Genomic DNA, 18842 nt, shown 5'->3' with positions numbered 1-18842 from the left:
TCCTTCACTTTTAAACTTATACTTCAAATAGTTCGATCTCTTTGCTGTCTGGCGTTAATGTTACAATCGCTTTGCGGCGACGATTTGTTAATCCGCTATAACGACCGACGCGTTTGAACTTTCCTTTATAGTTCATAATGTTGACCTTCGCTACTTTTACGCCGAAGATCGCCTCAATTGCGTCTTTTACTTCTGTTTTGTTCGCTTTCACATCAACTTCGAACGTATATTTTTTCTCAGTCATCAACTCTGTTGAACGTTCAGTAATGACGGGGCGCTTAATAATATCGCGAGGATCTTTCATTATGCAAGCACCTCCTCTACTTTTTCCACAGCAGCTTTCGTAATGACAAGCTTGTCGTGGTTGAGTACATCAAGAACGTTGATGCCGCTCGCTGTTACAACTGTCACTCCTGGGATGTTACGAGCTGAAAGGATCACGTTCTCGTTTGCATCAGCTGTTACAATTAACGCTTTGCGATCAACAGAAAGATTGTTTAAAATTTTAACCATTTCTTTTGTTTTTGGTGCTTCAAGCGCTAGGTTATCTAACACAACGATGTTGTTTTCAAGCACCTTTGAAGATAAAGCTGATTTAATGGCTAAGCGACGAACTTTTTTAGGAAGTTTGTAGCTGTAGCTACGTGGAACTGGACCAAATACAATACCACCACCACGCCATTGTGGAGAACGAATCGATCCTTGACGAGCGCGTCCAGTACCTTTTTGACGCCATGGTTTACGGCCACCGCCGCTCACTTCTGCACGATTTTTTGTTTTATGAGTTCCTTGACGCAAGGAAGCACGTTGCATAATTACCGCTTCAAATAACACATGTTTGTTCGGTTCAATACCAAATACGGCATCGTTTAATTCAATTTCACCGATGTTTTCTCCGTTTTGGTTATACAATGCTACTTTTGGCATTGGGTAATTCCTCCTTTCTTAAAGAAATTATTTCGCTTTAACCGCGCTTTTAATAATAACAAGCCCTTTGTTCGGACCTGGTACATTTCCTTTAATTAAAATTAAGTTGCGTTCTGGATCCACTTTTACAACTTTTAAGTTTTGCACCGTTACACGCTCGCCACCCATGCGACCCGGAAGCTCTTTAGATTTAAATACACGGTTTGGAGCGATCGGACCCATTGAACCAGGACGACGATGATAACGAGAACCGTGAGCCATCGGTCCACGAGATTGTCCATGACGTTTAATTGCACCTTGGAAACCTTTACCTTTCGATGTGCCTGTTACATCAACGATTTCACCTTCGTTGAAAATATCAACTTTTACCTCTTGACCTACTTCATATTCCGCAAGATTTACACCACGAATTTCACGAATGAAGCGCTTAGGTGTGGTGTTCGCCTTTGCAGCATGACCTTTTTGTGGTTTGTTCGCTAATTTTTCACGCAAGTCTTCAAAACCTAATTGAATCGCTTCATAACCGTCGTTTTCAATCGTTTTCTTTTGAAGAACTACGTTTGGAGTCGCTTGAATAACTGTTACAGGAATAAGATCTCCGTTTTCAGCGAATACTTGAGTCATGCCGATTTTTCTTCCTAAGATTCCTTTCATCTTTCACACCTCCTATATCGCAATTACAACTTGATTTCAATATCGACACCAGACGGTAAGTCTAAACGCATTAAAGAATCTACTGTTTGTGGAGTCGGATTGACGATATCAATTAAGCGTTTATGTGTGCGCATTTCGAACTGCTCACGAGAGTCTTTGTATTTATGAACCGCACGTAAGATCGTGTACACCGTTTTTTCAGTTGGTAACGGAATCGGTCCAGATACAGTCGCGCCTGAACGCTTTGCAGTTTCCACAATTTTCTCAGCAGATTGATCAAGAATCCGATGATCATACGCTTTTAAACGAATACGAATTTTTTCTTTTGCCATTATTTTCCCTCCTTCTTCGCCTATTTTTAAAATAGACATTCTCCATGGAAATTTCCTTCACACTCGCCATGGCAAAGCGGCCGGGTGTGTCAGCAACCTTCCACTTCATCGCAGTCAAAGACCAACGTTTATTATTATATATAATTTTCATGCCTAATGCAAGTTTTTTATTTCTTTTCTAAACAAACTGCCTTTCCTATTATACATATTTCGTCACGCATTTTCAATGGAACAAAAATAAGTGGTCTAGCAGCAAGCTAGACCACTTTATCGATTACTCGATGATTTCAGATACAGAACCTGCACCTACTGTACGTCCACCTTCACGGATCGAGAATTTTGTACCTTCTTCGATCGCGATTGGCGCGATTAATTCTACTGTCATTTCGATGTTGTCACCAGGCATTACCATCTCAACACCTTCTGGAAGTTGGATGATACCTGTTACGTCCGTTGTACGGAAGTAGAATTGTGGACGGTAGTTAGAGAAGAATGGAGTATGACGTCCACCTTCTTCTTTTGTTAATACGTAAACTTGTGCTTTAAATTTTGTGTGTGGAGTGATTGTTCCTGGTTTTGCTAATACTTGACCGCGTTGTACTTCGTCACGAGAAACACCGCGAAGAAGCGCACCGATGTTGTCACCAGCTTCAGCTTGGTCAAGAAGCTTACGGAACATTTCAACACCTGTAACAGTTGTTGCTTTTGGCTCTTCAGAAAGACCGATGATTTCTACTTGGTCACCAACTTTTAAGATACCGCGCTCAACGCGACCAGTAGCAACTGTACCACGACCAGTGATTGAGAATACGTCCTCAACTGGCATCATGAACGGTTTATCGATTTCGCGTTGTGGAGTTGGGATGTACTCATCAACAGCGTTCATAAGCTCAATGATTTTTTCTTCCCAAGCTGGATCTCCCTCAAGTGCTTTTAACGCAGAACCTTTAATTACAGGAACTTCGTCTCCAGGGAAGTCGTATTCAGATAATAGATCGCGAACTTCCATTTCAACAAGCTCTAAAAGTTCTTCATCGTCTACCATGTCGCATTTGTTTAAGAATACAACGATGTAAGGTACACCTACTTGGCGAGAAAGAAGAATGTGCTCACGAGTTTGTGGCATTGGACCGTCAGCAGCAGATACAACAAGGATCGCGCCGTCCATTTGCGCAGCACCTGTGATCATGTTTTTCACGTAGTCAGCGTGACCTGGGCAGTCAACGTGTGCATAGTGACGGTTGTCAGTTTCGTACTCAACGTGTGCAGTTGAGATCGTAATTCCGCGCTCACGCTCTTCTGGAGCAGCGTCGATTTGGTCATATGCGCGTGCTTCTGCTTTACCTTGTTTCGCAAGAACTGTTGTGATTGCAGCTGTTAAAGTTGTTTTACCATGGTCAACGTGGCCGATTGTACCAATGTTGACGTGTGGTTTCGTACGTTCGAATTTCGCTTTAGCCATTATAATATCCTCCTTAGTGTTTTTTATTAAGTATAGAATATAGAATGCTTGGAAGTGAAAGTGCACAGGCACGTCCACTTCCAAGTCTTACATAAGTATTTATACTTGAACAATGCTAGAAAATCAATTATTCACCTTTATTTTTTTTGATGATTTCCTCGGCAATGCTCTTCGGAACTTCTTCATAATGGTCAAATACCATTGTGAACGTTCCGCGACCTTGTGTATTTGAACGCAATGAAGTTGCGTATCCAAACATTTCAGAAAGTGGAACCATCGCGCGAACAACTTGTGCGTTACCGCGAGCTTCCATACCTTCGACGCGACCGCGACGAGAAGTGATGTCACCCATAATGTCACCTAAATATTCTTCAGGGACGATGACTTCTACTTTCATGATTGGCTCAAGCAATACAGGGTCACATTTTGCCGCTGCGTTTTTCAACGCCATAGAAGCAGCGATCTTGAACGCCATTTCACTTGAGTCAACATCGTGGTAAGAACCGTCGAACAATTTCGCTTTAATGTCGACAACTGGATATCCTGCAAGGACACCATTTTGCATTGCATCTTCAAGACCTGCTTGGATGGCAGGAATGTATTCTTTCGGAACAACCCCACCAACGATCGCGTTTTCGAATTCGAAGCCTTTTCCTTCTTCGTTTGGTGAGAACTCGATCCAAACGTGACCGTATTGACCGCGACCACCAGACTGGCGCACAAATTTCCCTTCAACTTGTGCCGACTTACGGAATGTTTCGCGGTACGCAACTTGTGGAGCACCAACGTTTGCTTCTACCTTAAACTCACGACGCATACGGTCAACGATGATGTCAAGGTGAAGCTCACCCATACCCGCGATGATTGTCTGACCTGTTTCTTGATCTGTCCAAGCACGGAATGTAGGGTCTTCTTCTTGAAGTTTTTGTAACGCTGTGCTCATCTTATCTTGGTCAGCTTTCGACTTCGGTTCGATCGCGATTTGAATAACTGGCTCTGGGAATTGCATAGACTCCAAGATGACTGGGTCTTTTTCATCACACAGCGTATCACCAGTTGTTGTATCTTTTAAACCTACAGCTGCCGCAATGTCACCTGCGTACACTTGCGCGATTTCTTCGCGGTGGTTTGCGTGCATTTGCAGAATACGACCGATACGTTCACGCTTACGTTTTGTTGAGTTCAACACGTATGAACCAGAGTTTAATGTTCCAGAGTATACGCGGAAGAACGTCAACTTACCAACATAAGGGTCTGTCATAATTTTGAACGCTAACGCTGCAAACGGAGCGTCATCACGCGCTTCACGAACTGTTTCCTCTTCTGTATCAGGAACAGTTCCTTTAATCGCAGGAATATCAACTGGAGACGGTAAGTAGTCAACTACGCCGTCAAGCATTAATTGAACACCTTTGTTTTTGAATGCAGAACCACAAAATACTGGGAAGAATTGCACAGAAACTGTGGCTTTACGAATTGCAGCTTTCAATTCTTCTTTTGTAATCTCTTCCCCTTCTAAATATTTCATCATTAATTCTTCGTCAAGCTCTGCAACAGCTTCAATTAATTTGCCGCGATATTCTTCAGCCATATCACGATAGTCTTCAGGAATTTCAATACGCTCGATATTTTTTCCTAATTCATCGTGATAGTGATATGCGCACATTTCAACGAGGTCGATAATACCTGTAAATTGATCTTCTGCACCGATCGGCAGTTGAACAGGGTGCGCATTCGCTTGTAAACGATCATGAAGCGTTTTAACAGAGTATAAGAAATCTGCGCCAATCTTGTCCATTTTGTTAACGAAAACGATACGTGGAACACCGTATGTAGTCGCTTGGCGCCATACTGTCTCTGTTTGTGGCTCTACGCCTGATTGTGCGTCTAGTACAGCTACTGCACCGTCCAATACACGCAATGAACGCTCAACTTCTACTGTGAAGTCGACGTGTCCAGGTGTATCGATGATGTTAATACGATGGCCTTTCCATTGAGCTGTTGTTGCCGCGGACGTAATTGTAATTCCGCGTTCTTGTTCTTGCTCCATCCAGTCCATCGTCGCTGCGCCCTCATGAACTTCACCGATTTTATGAACGCGTCCTGTATAGAAAAGGATACGCTCTGTCGTTGTTGTTTTACCGGCGTCAATATGAGCCATGATTCCAATATTGCGAGTGTTTTCCAAGGAGAACTGTCTTGCCATATGGATTTTTTCTCCTTCCTTAAATGAAGTATCGTAATTTTATTTGCATATAGGAATATAGGCGAATGAGCGATGGGCATGCTTTTTTAGTTTCAACCGCATCGCTCTCACCTATTCTTAATTTAACAGAAAAAATTACCAGCGATAGTGCGCAAACGCCTTGTTTGCTTCTGCCATTTTGTGCGTATCTTCGCGTTTCTTCACAGCTGCACCTGTGTTGTTTGCAGCATCCATGATTTCGTTCGCTAAACGCTCTTCCATCGTTTTTTCTCCACGAAGACGAGCGTAGTTCACGAGCCAACGAAGACCTAATGTTGTACGGCGCTCTGGACGCACCTCAACAGGAACTTGATAGTTTGCACCACCAACACGGCGTGCGCGAACTTCAAGAACTGGCATAACGTTTTTCAACGCTTGCTCAAACACTTCCATTGGATCTTTACCTGTGCGCTCACGAATGATATCGAACGCTGTGTAAAGAATTTTTTGTGCTTTACCTTTTTTACCGTCAATCATAATTTTATTGATTAAACGTGTAACTAGCTTTGAATTGTAAATTGGATCTGGTAACACATCTCGTTTAGGAACCGGACCTTTACGTGGCATATTTTTTCCTCCTTTCAGTAAAAATCAACAAAAGATGTCGAATATTATTTCTTAGCTGCTTTTGGTTTTTTCGCACCGTATTTAGAACGACCTTGCATACGGTTCGCTACACCTGCTGTATCTAAAGCACCGCGGACGATGTGGTAACGTACCCCTGGTAAGTCTTTTACACGTCCACCGCGAATTAATACAACGCTGTGTTCTTGTAAGTTGTGACCGATACCTGGGATGTATGCAGTTACCTCGATACCGTTAGATAAACGTACACGGGCATATTTACGAAGCGCAGAGTTTGGCTTCTTTGGTGTCATTGTACCTACACGTGTACATACTCCACGTTTTTGCGGAGAGTAAACAGTTGTTTGAACTTTTTTGAAGCTGTTATACCCTTTATTTAACGCAGGTGATTTAGATTTCACTACCTTTTTTGTACGACCTTTACGTACAAGCTGGTTAATTGTAGGCATGGTAAATTTCCTCCCTTCATAATCAAATTCAAGCCCACACATCCAGGTGGCTCATTTTTATGCAAAAACAAAGTTTTTGTAGTAACCCACAAAAACAGTTTTTAACGAATAATCGCAACAGCTGCAGCTCCTACTTCGATTTTACAAGCTTTCCCGAGTTTTTTCATCGAGTCCACTTTACATACAGGTACATGCGCTGCATTTGCCGCCTCTACGACTTTTCGGACAATCGTTTCATCCGCATCTTCAGCGATCACAACTTCACGTACCTTTCCACCTTTCAGAGCTCGCACTGTTTGTTTCGTTCCTACAATAATTTGTTTAGCCTGTGCGACTTTTTCATAAGACATGTAACATATCCTCCAAAGTGACAGGTTTCGGAACACCTTTATTATGCTATCACTTTCTAAGAGCTCTGTCAACTAATATTTTTTCAACCTATTGCTAGCAAAACGACGCTAGCAATAGGTTGATCATTATTTCGTTGTGACAACATCTTCATCTTTACTCGTTTTAATGATTGGCTTTGCTTTACGATAGCGTGCCATTCCTGTCCCTGCCGGAACAAGTTTACCGATAATGACGTTTTCTTTTAATCCTAGCAATTCATCACGTTTTCCTTTAATTGCCGCATCCGTTAAGACACGTGTCGTCTCTTGGAATGAAGCTGCAGACAAGAACGAATCTGTTTCAAGTGATGCTTTTGTAATTCCAAGTAGCACAGAACGAGCTGTCGCCGGACGTTTGCCCTCCAACAATACTTTTGTATTCGCATCCGTAAATTGATGGATGTCAAGTAGTGTACCTGGCAACAAGTCTGTATCGCCTGCATCGATGACGCGAACTTTACGAAGCATCTGGCGAACCATGACTTCAATATGTTTATCGCTAATTTCTACCCCTTGCATGCGATATACTTTTTGTACTTCACGCAACAAGTACTCTTGAACAGCATTCATATCCTTGACTCTCAATAGTTCTTTCGGGTCGATTGAACCTTCCGTTAGTTCTTGACCGCGTTCAACTTTCTGTCCTTCCTGTACTTTAAGACGTGCGCTATAAGGAGTCGTATACGTCCGCGTCTCAACTTCACCTTGAACGACGATTTCACGCTGACGATCGCGTGTTTCATTAATTGCCGCGACAACGCCGTCAATTTCCGAAATAACCGCCTGACCTTTCGGATTCCGCGCTTCAAATAACTCCTGTACGCGCGGTAAACCTTGTGTAATATCGTCTCCTGCTACCCCGCCTGTGTGGAACGTACGCATTGTAAGCTGTGTACCTGGTTCACCGATCGATTGGGCTGCGATAATACCGACCGCTTCACCAACCTCAACTTCTGCGCCCGTCGCCAAGTTGCGTCCGTAACATTTTTTACATACACCGTGACGCGTATTACATGTAAATGCAGAACGAATCCACACTTCTTCAATTCCAGCTTTTACAATGGCGTTTGCGATGTCTTCTGTAATCATTTCATTTTCACGCACAAGCACTTCGCCTGTTTCTGGATGTTTTACCGTTTTTCGTGCATAACGTCCCACAAGGCGATCTTCGAGTTTTACAATGACTTCCGTACCGTCTTTTAACGCACAAATTAACGTGCCTCGATCTGTACCGCAATCGTCTTCACGAATGATGACGTCTTGCGCAACGTCTACGAGACGGCGCGTTAAATAACCAGAGTCGGCTGTTTTCAACGCCGTGTCAGCAAGACCTTTACGCGCTCCGTGCGTTGAAATGAAATATTCAAGTACCGTTAATCCTTCACGGAACGAAGACTTAATCGGAAGTTCAATAATGCGCCCGGCTGGGTTCGCCATTAACCCGCGCATACCTGCAAGCTGCGTAAAGTTCGATGCGTTACCACGGGCTCCGGAGTCACTCATCATGAAAATCGGATTTCGCTTATCAAGCGACTCCATTAGACGACCTTGAATTTTATCTTTCGCCGCACTCCAAATCGAAATGACACGCTCATAACGCTCTTCATCAGTAATTAAACCGCGTCTAAATTGTTTTAATACCATATCAACTTTCGCTTGTGCTTCTTCTAAAATTTCTTGTTTTTCAGACAAGACAACGATGTCAGCTACCCCGATTGTAATACCGGCTTTCGTCGAATACTTGAATCCAAGATCCTTCATGCGGTCAAGCATTTTGGATGTCTCTGTAATTTTAAAGCGTTTAAATACTTCCGCAATGATGTTACCAAGAATTTTCTTCTTAAACGGTGGAACGAGCGGACGCTTGCGAATTTCTTCTTTCACGTTCACACCTTTATCTAGGAAATACTTATTCGGTGTTCGTTCTTCAATGTTTTCTTGCGTCGGCTCATTAATATAAGGGAATGACTTCGGCAAAATTTCATTAAAGATCAATTTCCCGACAGTCGTTACGAGTAACTTATTGTTTTGCTCTTCTGTAAATGTTTCGTTTTTCAACGAACCTGCATGAACGGCGATGCGTGTATGCAAATGAACATAACCGTTATGATATGCTAACAACGCTTCGTCTGTGTCTTTGAATACCATTCCTTCTCCGACTGCCCCTTCACGCTCCATCGTTAAATAGTAGTTTCCTAAAACCATGTCCTGTGAAGGAGTAACGACCGGCTTTCCATCTTTCGGATTCAAAATGTTTTGCGCTGCTAGCATAAGTAGACGTGCTTCAGCTTGCGCTTCTGCTGAAAGCGGCACGTGAACAGCCATTTGGTCACCGTCAAAATCCGCGTTGTACGCAGTACATACGAGCGGATGTAAGCGAATGGCACGACCTTCTACAAGCGTTGGCTCGAACGCCTGGATTCCAAGACGGTGAAGAGTCGGTGCACGGTTTAATAGTACCGGATGTTCTTTAATAACAGACTCTAACACATCCCAAACTTCTGGATGAACGCGCTCGATTTTTCGCTTCGCGCTTTTAATGTTGTGCGCTAAACCGCGCTCTACTAACTCTTTCATTACAAACGGCTTAAACAACTCAAGCGCCATTTCTTTCGGCAAACCACATTGATACATTTTTAAGTTTGGCCCAACAACGATAACGGAACGTCCAGAATAGTCAACACGCTTACCGAGCAAGTTTTGACGGAAACGTCCTTGCTTTCCTTTCAACATGTGCGACAGTGACTTCAGCGGACGGTTTCCTGGCCCTGTAACAGGGCGACCGCGGCGACCATTGTCAATTAACGCATCAACCGCCTCTTGAAGCATTCGCTTTTCGTTTTGAACGATAATGTTTGGTGCGCCAAGATCCAACAGACGTTTTAGACGATTGTTTCGGTTAATTACTCGACGATATAAATCGTTCAAATCTGACGTCGCAAAACGTCCACCATCCAATTGGACCATCGGGCGCAACTCCGGTGGAATGACCGGTAAAACGTCCAATACCATCCAAGACGGGTCGTTGCCAGAGTTGCGAAAAGCCTCTAGCACTTCGAGACGTTTAATTGTGCGAGCCCGACGCTGCCCTTGTGCCGTCTTCAATTCTTCCTTTAACGTCTCTACTTCTTTTTCAAGATCGATGTCTTGCAGAAGCTTTTTAATCGCTTCTGCACCCATCAAAGCTTGGAATGAGTTCCCGTACTTTTCACGATACGCGCGATACTCTTTTTCAGAAAGCAATTGTTTCTTTTCTAATGGCGTATCACCCGGATCAGTCACGACATAAGATGCAAAATAAATGACTTCTTCTAGCGCGCGAGGGGACATGTCTAACACAAGTCCCATGCGGCTAGGAATTCCTTTAAAATACCAAATATGTGAAACAGGGGCTGCTAGTTCAATATGACCCATGCGCTCACGACGAACTTTTGCTCGCGTAACTTCCACACCGCATCGATCACAAACGACACCTTTATAACGAACGCGCTTATACTTTCCACAATGACATTCCCAGTCTTTCGTCGGACCAAAAATGCGTTCGCAAAATAGTCCGTCTTTCTCTGGTTTTAATGTTCGATAGTTAATCGTTTCTGGTTTTTTAACTTCACCATACGACCAAGAACGAATTTTCTCGGGTGAAGCGAGTCCGATCTTCATATATTCAAACTTATTTACATCTAACAAGGGGCCTACCTCCCTTTTAATATCCAGGTTTTACCCTTATGTCAACACGCTATTCTTTCACAACGACGCCTTCATCTTCTTTGGCTGACTCATCTGTAGGTGGGATGATGTCAACTGGTGGAACGTCATCATCTTCCCCGAAATTCTCCATGCTAATTTCTTTTTCGTCACTCGATAAAACTGTGACATCCATACCTAAGCTTTGTAATTCCTTAATTAATACTTTGAACGATTCCGGAACGCCTGGTTCTGGGACGTTTTCACCTTTCACGATCGCTTCGTACGTTTTCACACGACCAACGACGTCGTCCGATTTGACTGTTAAAATTTCTTGTAACGTGTAAGCCGCTCCGTACGCTTCAAGCGCCCATACTTCCATTTCACCGAAACGTTGACCACCAAATTGTGCTTTTCCTCCGAGTGGCTGTTGTGTAACGAGTGAATATGGACCTGTCGAACGAGCATGCAACTTATCGTCAACCATGTGTGCGAGCTTAATCATGTACATAATACCGACAGAAACACGGTTGTCAAACGGCTCTCCAGTACGTCCGTCATATAAAACCGTTTTGGCATCGCGTGCCATTCCTGCTTCCTCTAAAGTTGTCCATACATCTTCTTCATTGGCACCGTCGAATACAGGTGAAGCAACATGAAGCCCGAGTTTTCTTGCTGCCATTCCGAGATGTAACTCAAATACTTGCCCGATGTTCATACGTGAAGGTACGCCTAGTGGGTTTAACATAATGTCCACTGGGGTGCCATCCGGTAAAAACGGCATATCTTCTTCAGGTAAAATGCGCGAGATGACCCCTTTGTTTCCATGGCGTCCCGCCATTTTGTCACCTTCAGAAATTTTCCGCTTTTGTACAATGTACACGCGAACAAGCTGGTTTACACCTGGCGGCAACTCGTCACCATCTTCGCGGTTAAATACTTTTACATCAAGGACAATTCCGCCCCCACCATGTGGTACGCGTAAAGATGTATCTCGAACTTCACGTGCTTTCTCGCCAAAGATAGCATGTAATAGGCGCTCTTCTGCAGTTAACTCCGTAACACCTTTTGGAGTAACTTTACCGACAAGCAAGTCTCCATCTTTTACTTCTGCACCGATGCGGACAATACCGCGTTCATCTAAGTTACGAAGCGCATCTTCACCAACGTTTGGAATATCGCGCGTAATTTCTTCCGGACCGAGCTTTGTATCGCGCGCTTCAGATTCGTATTCCTCGATATGGATAGACGTGTACACATCATCTTTTACAAGACGCTCACTCATAATGATCGCGTCTTCGTAGTTGTATCCGTCCCACGTCATAAACGCGACAAGCACGTTACGCCCAAGCGCTAACTCACCTTTTTCCATGGATGGACCGTCCGCTAAAATTTCGCCTTTCTCAACGATATCGCCTGCTTTGACGATTGGACGTTGGTTGTAACATGTTCCTTGGTTTGAACGAACAAATTTCAACAAACGATATTTATCTAAATCGCCTTTTACTTCTTTTCCATCAACTTCGATTAAACGGCGCACCCAAATCTCTTTCGCCTCTACTCGCTCCACGATCCCGCGATGTTTACAAATTACTGCGGCACCGGAATCTTTCGCTGCGACATATTCCATTCCCGTACCGACAATTGGCGCTTCAGGCTGCATAAGTGGAACAGCTTGACGTTGCATGTTCGCACCCATGAGCGCGCGGTTCGAGTCATCGTTTTCTAAGAATGGAATGCATGCAGTCGCAACTGACACAACTTGTTTTGGTGAAACGTCTACATAGTCAACGCGATCGCGCTTAACAACAATATTTTCACCACGGAAGCGAGCAACGACGTTTTCCTCTAAAAACGTTCCATCTTCCGCAATTGGAACGTTCGCTTGAGCAACGACGTAATTATCTTCCTCATCCGCTGTTAAATAGTCAATTTGATCCGTTACTTTTCCTGTTTCAGGATCAACACGACGGTAAGGCGTTTCAATAAAGCCAAATTTATTAACTTTCGCATATGTCGAAAGCGAGTTGATCAACCCGATGTTTGGACCTTCCGGCGTTTCAATTGGACACATGCGCCCGTAGTGCGAATAGTGAACGTCACGCACTTCAAAACCAGCACGTTCACGCGTTAAACCACCTGGACCAAGCGCAGACAGACGGCGTTTATGTGTCAGCTCTGCAAGCGGGTTTGTTTGATCCATGAATTGCGATAATTGCGAGCTTCCAAAAAACTCTTTAATCGCCGCAATTACCGGACGAATGTTAATGAGTTGCTGTGGCGTAATTGTGTTAGTATCTTGAATGGACATCCGTTCGCGAACGACGCGCTCCATGCGCGAAAGACCAATTCGGAACTGATTTTGCAACAACTCGCCAACAGAACGAAGTCGACGGTTTCCTAAATGGTCGATATCGTCCGTATCACCGACCCCATGCAATAAGTTAAAGAAGTAGCTAATGGATGCAATAATATCCGCAGGGGTAATATGTTTTACCGTTTCCGGAATGTATCCGTTGCTAATGACCGTGATGACTTTTTCGCCATCTGGATCATTTGGGGCGTAAATTTTGATCGCTTGCAAAGCAAATTCATCTTCGACAACGCCCCCGAGCGGTTGGTATTTTCGCATACCAATCCCTTTTTCAAGCTCAGGTAAAATGCGGTCGAGCGTTCTACGATCAAGAACAGTTCCTTTTTCTGCGATTACCTCACCCGTTTCTGGATGAACGAGCGTTTCCGCCAAACGCTGACCAAATAAACGGTTTTTAATATGAAGCTTTTTGTTGATTTTATAACGACCTACACTCGCCAAATCGTATCGTTTCGGATCAAAGAAACGAGAGATCAACAAGCTTTTTGCATTTTCAACGGTAGGCGGCTCCCCAGGACGTAACCGTTCATAAATTTCAAGCAATGCTTTTTCTGTGCTCTCTGTATTGTCTTTTTCTAACGTGTTACGAATATACTCATTATCACCAAGCAAATCGACAATCTCTTGGTCTGAGCCAAAACCTAGCGCTCGCAACAATACAGTTACAGGCAACTTACGCGTACGATCGATACGAACGTAAACAACGTCTTTTGCGTCTGTTTCGTATTCTAGCCATGCGCCGCGGTTCGGAATAACAGTGGCCGTAAACCCGCGCTTTCCATTTTTATCCACTTTGTCGCTGTAGTACACGCTCGGTGAACGAACAAGCTGTGAAACGATAACGCGTTCAGCACCATTAATGATGAATGTTCCTGTTTCTGTCATTAACGGGAAGTCTCCCATAAATACATCTTGTTCTTTTACTTCGCCTGTTTCCTTGTTGATGAGGCGCACTTTGACCCGAAGCGGTGCCGCGTATGTAACGTCGCGTTCTTTCGACTCTTCAACAGAGTACTTCGGCTCTCCTAAGCTGTAATCAATAAATTCTAGTGACAAATTTCCTGTAAAATCTTCGATCGGTGAAATATCTTGAAACATTTCACGCAATCCTTCGTCGAGAAACCACTGGTAGGAAGAAGTTTGAATTTCAATTAAGTTCGGTAGTTCCAACACCTCACTAATGCGCGCATAACTTCTTCGTTGGCGGTGTCGTCCGTATTGAACTAGTTGACCTGTCAACTGATTCACCCCTCAAATCAAACATTAATAACTTGTCGTAAGACAAAAAAGAAATGGTTTCTTATAAGAAAACCACATGTTTGACCTATTATATATTTTATAAGTTTTTCCTTTAAAACTAAAATTATACATGCATACACAGCATACGTAAACTAAAAAAATACACATTTAGCATTTTATAATGATATCATAAAGAGGTTTAGGCGTCAAGCTTTTTGTGCCCGAATAATAAAGTAACCTTTTTTCTTTTCAACAACATCAACTTGAGCAAAGATCATGTTTAACTTCTCTAATGCAGATGGAGCTCCTTGTTTTTTTTGAATAACAACCCAAAGCTCCCCCTTGGGAAGAAGATAGTTTGCACTTTGTTCAAAAATAGCATGGACAACCGCCTTGCCAGCGCGAATCGGTGGGTTTGTAACAATCGCCGCAAACTGTCCTTCAACTCGTTCAAATAAATTACTTATGTAAATTCGCGCGTTTTCAATTTTGTTTTGCCGCTTGTTCTTCTCCGCCAACTCAATCGCTCGTTCGTTCACATCGATCATATCTACCATTCGGTGCGGGAAATTTTTCGCAAGCGCTAAACCGATCGGCCCATACCCACATCCGACGTCAAGAATATTCCCCGGCACAGTTGGCTCAACAAACGTCTCAATTAATAACCGCGAACCAAAATCCACTTCTTTTTTCGAAAACACCCCTTGATCGACTGTAAATAAAAATTGATGCCCTCGTAGCATATACGTCCATTGAAACGGTTTACTCTCTACATTTGGTCGCTCCGTATAGTAATGATCAACCATCACACTCACCTCTCTTTCTTTCATTGTAAACGAATGAACATGAAAATACAAAGAAGCTCGCTACTACGAGCGAGCTTCCCTACATCATTACTTAATTTCAACTTTCGCGCCAGCTTCTTCAAGTTTCGCTTTGATTTCTTCAGCTTCTTCTTTAGAAACGCCTTCTTTAACTGGCTTTGGAGTGTTGTCTACTAAGTCTTTTGCTTCTTTTAAGCCAAGACCAGTAAGTTCGCGCACAACTTTAATAACTTTAATTTTTTGCGCACCGCCATCCGCAAGGATTACGTCGAATTCAGTTTTTTCTTCAGCAGCAGCACCAGCAGCACCGCCAGCAACTACTACAGGAGCAGCAGCAGTTACACCAAACTCTTCTTCAATTGCTTTTACTAAGTCGTTTAATTCTAAAACAGTCATATTTTTAACCGCTTCAATGATTTGTTCTTTAGTCATGATCGATCTTCCTCCTTAATGTTTTAATTTTAGACGATTCGGAAATTAAGCACCTTGCTCTTCTTTCTTCTCAGCAACCGCTTTTGTAACGAGAGCAAAGTTGCGGATTGGTGCTTGAAGAACGCTAAGCAACATAGAGAGCAAGCCTTCGCGAGATGGAAGCTCTGCAAGTGCCTTAACTTCTTCAAACGTTGCTACGTTACCTTCGATGATACCTGCTTTAATTTTTAACGCTTCGTTCTTTTTCGCGAATTCGTTCAAAATTTTCGCAGGAGCAACGACATCTTCATTGCTGAATGCAATTGCATTCGGACCTGTTAATGTTTCGTCTAAACCTTCTAAGCCTAGCTCAGCAACAGCACGACGAGTTAATGTGTTTTTGTACACTTTGAACTCGATGCCCGCTTCGCGAAGTTGCTTACGAAGTTCTGTAACTTGAGCGACATTTAAGCCACGGTAATCAACGATGATCGTTGACTTGCTCGCGCGAAGTTTTTCAGCAATCTCCGCCACTAGCTGCTGCTTTTGTTCAAGTACGCTGCTCATGTCAACACCTCCTGTAGAAGTTGAGTTTCAACACCACTTATACCGCCCAATAAAAAGCCTCCACGTCAACGTAGACATGGAGGCCCCTAAAAGTGCACGCATGCACTCATTTATCAGTCTCAACACCTCGGTAGGAAATTAAGCCTTGCATGAGGCACCTACTGTCTACGGTACAAATGATATCCTTTTTTCAAACAATGAGTATTTTACTAAATTCCAATTAGAAAGTCAACATCTATATATTAGCGAGCAACAGCAACTGTAGAAGGATCTACTTTTACGCCAGGACCCATCGTTGAAGCAACTGTTACGTTTTTCACGTATGTGCCCTTTGCCGCTGCCGGTTTCGCTTTTAAGATTGTTTCGTAAATTGTTGTGAAGTTTTCTACTAATTTTTCTGTATCGAATGATACTTTACCGATTGGTACATGGATATTTCCTGCTTTATCAACGCGGTACTCTACTTTACCAGCTTTAATTTCGTTAACCGCTTTGGCAACTTCGAACGTAACTGTTCCTGTTTTAGGGTTTGGCATTAATCCTTTTGGCCCTAAAATACGACCGATTTTACCAACTTCACCCATCATATCAGGAGTAGCAACGATCACATCGAACTCAAACCAACCTTGTTGGATTTTGTTAATGTAATCTGTGTCGCCTACGTAATCCGCACCTGCAGCTTCTGCTTCTTTCGCTTTTTCACCTTTCGCAAGTACTAACACGCGGCGTACTTTACCTGTACCATGTGGCAGTACAACTGCACCACGAATTTGTTGATCCGCTTTCTTCGGATCAACACCTAAACGGAAAGCAACCTCTACTGTTGCGTCAAATTTTGCAACATTCGTCTTTTTCACTAACTCGATCGCCTCTTGTACAGCGTATGCTGTTGAGCGATCAATCAATTTCGCTGCCTCTAAGTAACGTTTTCCTCTTTTTGGCATGTTTATTTCCTCCTTTTGTGGTTTTAACGGAAAGACCTCCCACGAATAAAGGTTGCGAAAACTATATAGTTCGCTTCCGCAACCTTTTCCAGCCAGATCTTCATTAGTCTTCGATGACGATACCCATGCTACGCGCTGTTCCTTCGATCATGCGCATAGCTGCTTCAATGCTCGCCGCGTTTAAGTCTGGCATTTTTGTTTCAGCAATCTCGCGCACTTTGTCGCGCTTTACTGTTGCCACTTTATTACGGTTTGGCTCACCAGAACCAGACTCGATACCAGCCGCTTTTTTAAGTAATACAGCAGCAGGTGGAGTTTTCGTAATAAATGTAAATGAACGGTCTTCATATACCGTAATTTCAACAGGAATGATTAAACCTGCTTGATCAGCTGTACGAGCGTTGAATTCTTTACAGAATCCCATGATGTTAACACCAGCTTGACCTAATGCTGGACCGACTGGTGGTGCTGGATTCGCTTTCCCTGCAGGAATTTGCAATTTGACAACTTTAATTACTTTTTTAGCCACGAGACACACCTCCTTAAGTCCGTGATGTGGTATTAGGGATGTTCCCTCCCACTCCATATATGAAAACAATCATCGCATTCGTCTCAATGATTGAGACATACTGACCTTAAAATATTATCACTTTTCTTGCATGTTTGCAAGTTGTTTACCATTATATTTTTTCGATTTGGGAAAAGTCAAGTTCTACCGGTGTTTCGCGTCCGAACATATCCACGAGCACCGTTACTTTTTGTTTGTCCATCTCAATTGTTTGAATCGTTCCAACGAATTTTGCGAATGGGCCTTCCTTAATACGAACAGTTTCATTCAATTCAAAATCAAATTCAAGCTCGATTAAGTCAACGCCCATGCGTTTTAAAATGGCTGAAACTTCTTCCTCAAGAAGTGGCGTCGGCTTCGATCCCGCACCAGCTGAACCGACAAATCCCGTTACTCCTGGGGTGTTGCGGACAACGTACCAAGAGTCATCAGTCATAATCATTTCTACAAGTACGTAACCCGGAAATACTTTCTTTTTTACTACTTTCTTTTTTCCACCTTTTATGTCTGTCTCTTCTTCCTCAGGTACAACAACACGAAAAATTTTATCTTGCATACCCATCGACTCAACACGCTTCTCTAAGTTCGTCTTTACTTTATTTTCGTAACCTGAGTACGTATGAATAACATACCAATTCTTTTCCATTTGTTGGGACGCTATCGTCCTTCCCTCCCTAAACATATCTTTTTTAGGCAAAATAAAAACCCGTTACCGGGCTTTATTTCTGTTCGTTATCTTTCATTATACCATGGATATCCTAGTGCTATTCAAGTATAAAGCGAACTAGCTCTGAAATTCCTAAATCAACAACAGCAAAAAATACGGTGAAAAACGCAACCGTCGCCAAAACGGTAATGGTGTAGTTTACTAATTCTTTTCGTTTCGGCCAGCTAACTTTTTTCATTTCACGAACGACTTCGCGGAAAAATTTCGTTAATTGTTGCATATAAAACCCTCCAACATCTCGGGATCATCCGTTACTTCGTTTCACGGTGAAGCGTATGCGTATTGCACGTTTTGCAAAACTTTTTCATCTCAAGCCGCTCACTATGTTGAGCAACATTTTTCATTGTTGAATAATTTCTATTTAAACATTGGCTACATGCTAAAATCACTTTTTTGCGCATACGTTTTCCTCCGACATACTACGTCTTAAAAACTGTATCATACAACTTTTTTTTATGTCA

At 43.0% G+C, this 18842-nt stretch carries 19 protein-coding genes and 1 other annotated feature; all 19 genes read right to left on the bottom strand.

What is annotated here, in order from left to right:
- Positions 1-16 precede the first annotated feature (16 nt).
- A complete protein-coding gene (gene rplW, locus BM213_RS05465) occupies positions 17-304 on the bottom strand; it encodes a 50S ribosomal protein L23 (RefSeq protein ID WP_003397660.1) in 288 nt (95 codons plus the stop codon).
- Positions 304-927, bottom strand: coding sequence for a 50S ribosomal protein L4 (rplD, locus tag BM213_RS05460; protein ID WP_091701780.1), 624 nt, complete (start codon positions 925-927; stop codon positions 304-306). The genes rplW and rplD overlap by 1 nt, the downstream gene beginning before the upstream one ends.
- Before the next feature lie 27 nt (positions 928-954).
- The gene (gene rplC / locus BM213_RS05455; RefSeq protein ID WP_091701778.1) at positions 955-1581 is read right to left on the bottom strand and encodes a 50S ribosomal protein L3; all 627 of its coding nucleotides are present in this window, start codon (positions 1579-1581) and stop codon (positions 955-957) included.
- Positions 1582-1604: 23 nt separating this feature from the next.
- Positions 1605-1913, bottom strand: coding sequence for a 30S ribosomal protein S10 (gene rpsJ / locus BM213_RS05450; RefSeq protein ID WP_021095335.1), 309 nt, complete (start codon positions 1911-1913; stop codon positions 1605-1607).
- A 274-nt stretch (positions 1914-2187) separates the two neighbouring features.
- Positions 2188-3375: an elongation factor Tu gene (tuf, locus tag BM213_RS05440; RefSeq protein WP_021095336.1), complete on the bottom strand. Its 1188-nt coding sequence runs from the start codon at positions 3373-3375 to the stop codon at positions 2188-2190.
- A 127-nt stretch (positions 3376-3502) separates the two neighbouring features.
- Positions 3503-5581: an elongation factor G gene (gene fusA, locus BM213_RS05435; RefSeq protein ID WP_035066575.1), complete on the bottom strand. Its 2079-nt coding sequence runs from the start codon at positions 5579-5581 to the stop codon at positions 3503-3505.
- 135 nt (positions 5582-5716) lie between these two features.
- Entirely contained in the window at positions 5717-6187 is a 471-nt protein-coding gene (gene rpsG / locus BM213_RS05430) for a 30S ribosomal protein S7 (RefSeq protein ID WP_004888658.1), read from the bottom strand.
- A gap of 44 nt (positions 6188-6231) precedes the next feature.
- Entirely contained in the window at positions 6232-6654 is a 423-nt protein-coding gene (gene rpsL / locus BM213_RS05425; RefSeq protein WP_003397652.1) for a 30S ribosomal protein S12, read from the bottom strand.
- Positions 6655-6755: 101 nt separating this feature from the next.
- A complete protein-coding gene (locus BM213_RS05420; RefSeq protein WP_091701775.1) occupies positions 6756-7004 on the bottom strand; it encodes a 50S ribosomal protein L7ae-like protein in 249 nt (82 codons plus the stop codon).
- A 126-nt stretch (positions 7005-7130) separates the two neighbouring features.
- Positions 7131-10730, bottom strand: a complete 3600-nt coding sequence (gene rpoC / locus BM213_RS05415; RefSeq protein WP_091701773.1) for a DNA-directed RNA polymerase subunit beta' — start codon at positions 10728-10730, stop codon at positions 7131-7133.
- A gap of 49 nt (positions 10731-10779) precedes the next feature.
- Complete coding sequence (rpoB, locus tag BM213_RS05410) at positions 10780-14340, bottom strand: DNA-directed RNA polymerase subunit beta (protein ID WP_091701770.1); 3561 nt, start codon at positions 14338-14340, stop codon at positions 10780-10782.
- A gap of 206 nt (positions 14341-14546) precedes the next feature.
- Positions 14547-15146, bottom strand: coding sequence for a class I SAM-dependent methyltransferase (locus tag BM213_RS05405; RefSeq protein ID WP_091701767.1), 600 nt, complete (start codon positions 15144-15146; stop codon positions 14547-14549).
- A gap of 87 nt (positions 15147-15233) precedes the next feature.
- A complete protein-coding gene (gene rplL / locus BM213_RS05400; protein WP_091701765.1) occupies positions 15234-15596 on the bottom strand; it encodes a 50S ribosomal protein L7/L12 in 363 nt (120 codons plus the stop codon).
- A 45-nt stretch (positions 15597-15641) separates the two neighbouring features.
- The gene (rplJ, locus tag BM213_RS05395) at positions 15642-16142 is read right to left on the bottom strand and encodes a 50S ribosomal protein L10 (protein ID WP_003397646.1); all 501 of its coding nucleotides are present in this window, start codon (positions 16140-16142) and stop codon (positions 15642-15644) included.
- Between the two features lie 41 nt (positions 16143-16183).
- Positions 16184-16331, bottom strand: a sequence feature (ribosomal protein L10 leader region).
- A 53-nt stretch (positions 16332-16384) separates the two neighbouring features.
- Positions 16385-17086 (bottom strand): 50S ribosomal protein L1, encoded by a 702-nt coding sequence (gene rplA / locus BM213_RS05390; RefSeq protein WP_003397644.1) that lies wholly within the window; start codon positions 17084-17086, stop codon positions 16385-16387.
- 103 nt (positions 17087-17189) lie between these two features.
- Positions 17190-17615 (bottom strand): 50S ribosomal protein L11, encoded by a 426-nt coding sequence (rplK, locus tag BM213_RS05385; protein WP_003397643.1) that lies wholly within the window; start codon positions 17613-17615, stop codon positions 17190-17192.
- Positions 17616-17766: 151 nt separating this feature from the next.
- Positions 17767-18300, bottom strand: coding sequence for a transcription termination/antitermination protein NusG (gene nusG / locus BM213_RS05380; RefSeq protein ID WP_091701763.1), 534 nt, complete (start codon positions 18298-18300; stop codon positions 17767-17769).
- Between the two features lie 118 nt (positions 18301-18418).
- Positions 18419-18601 carry a preprotein translocase subunit SecE gene (gene secE / locus BM213_RS05375; RefSeq protein WP_003397641.1) on the bottom strand — a complete coding sequence of 61 codons (183 nt, stop codon included), beginning with the start codon at positions 18599-18601 and terminating at the stop codon, positions 18419-18421.
- Between the two features lie 31 nt (positions 18602-18632).
- Positions 18633-18782 (bottom strand): 50S ribosomal protein L33, encoded by a 150-nt coding sequence (rpmG, locus tag BM213_RS05370; protein ID WP_003397640.1) that lies wholly within the window; start codon positions 18780-18782, stop codon positions 18633-18635.
- Positions 18783-18842: the final 60 nt, after the last annotated feature.

This window comes from Anoxybacillus pushchinoensis (assembly GCF_900111795.1).
GTDB classification, from domain to species: Bacteria; Bacillota; Bacilli; order Bacillales; family Anoxybacillaceae; genus Anoxybacillus; species Anoxybacillus pushchinoensis.
This window is presented reverse-complemented; position numbering and strand designations above follow the sequence as displayed.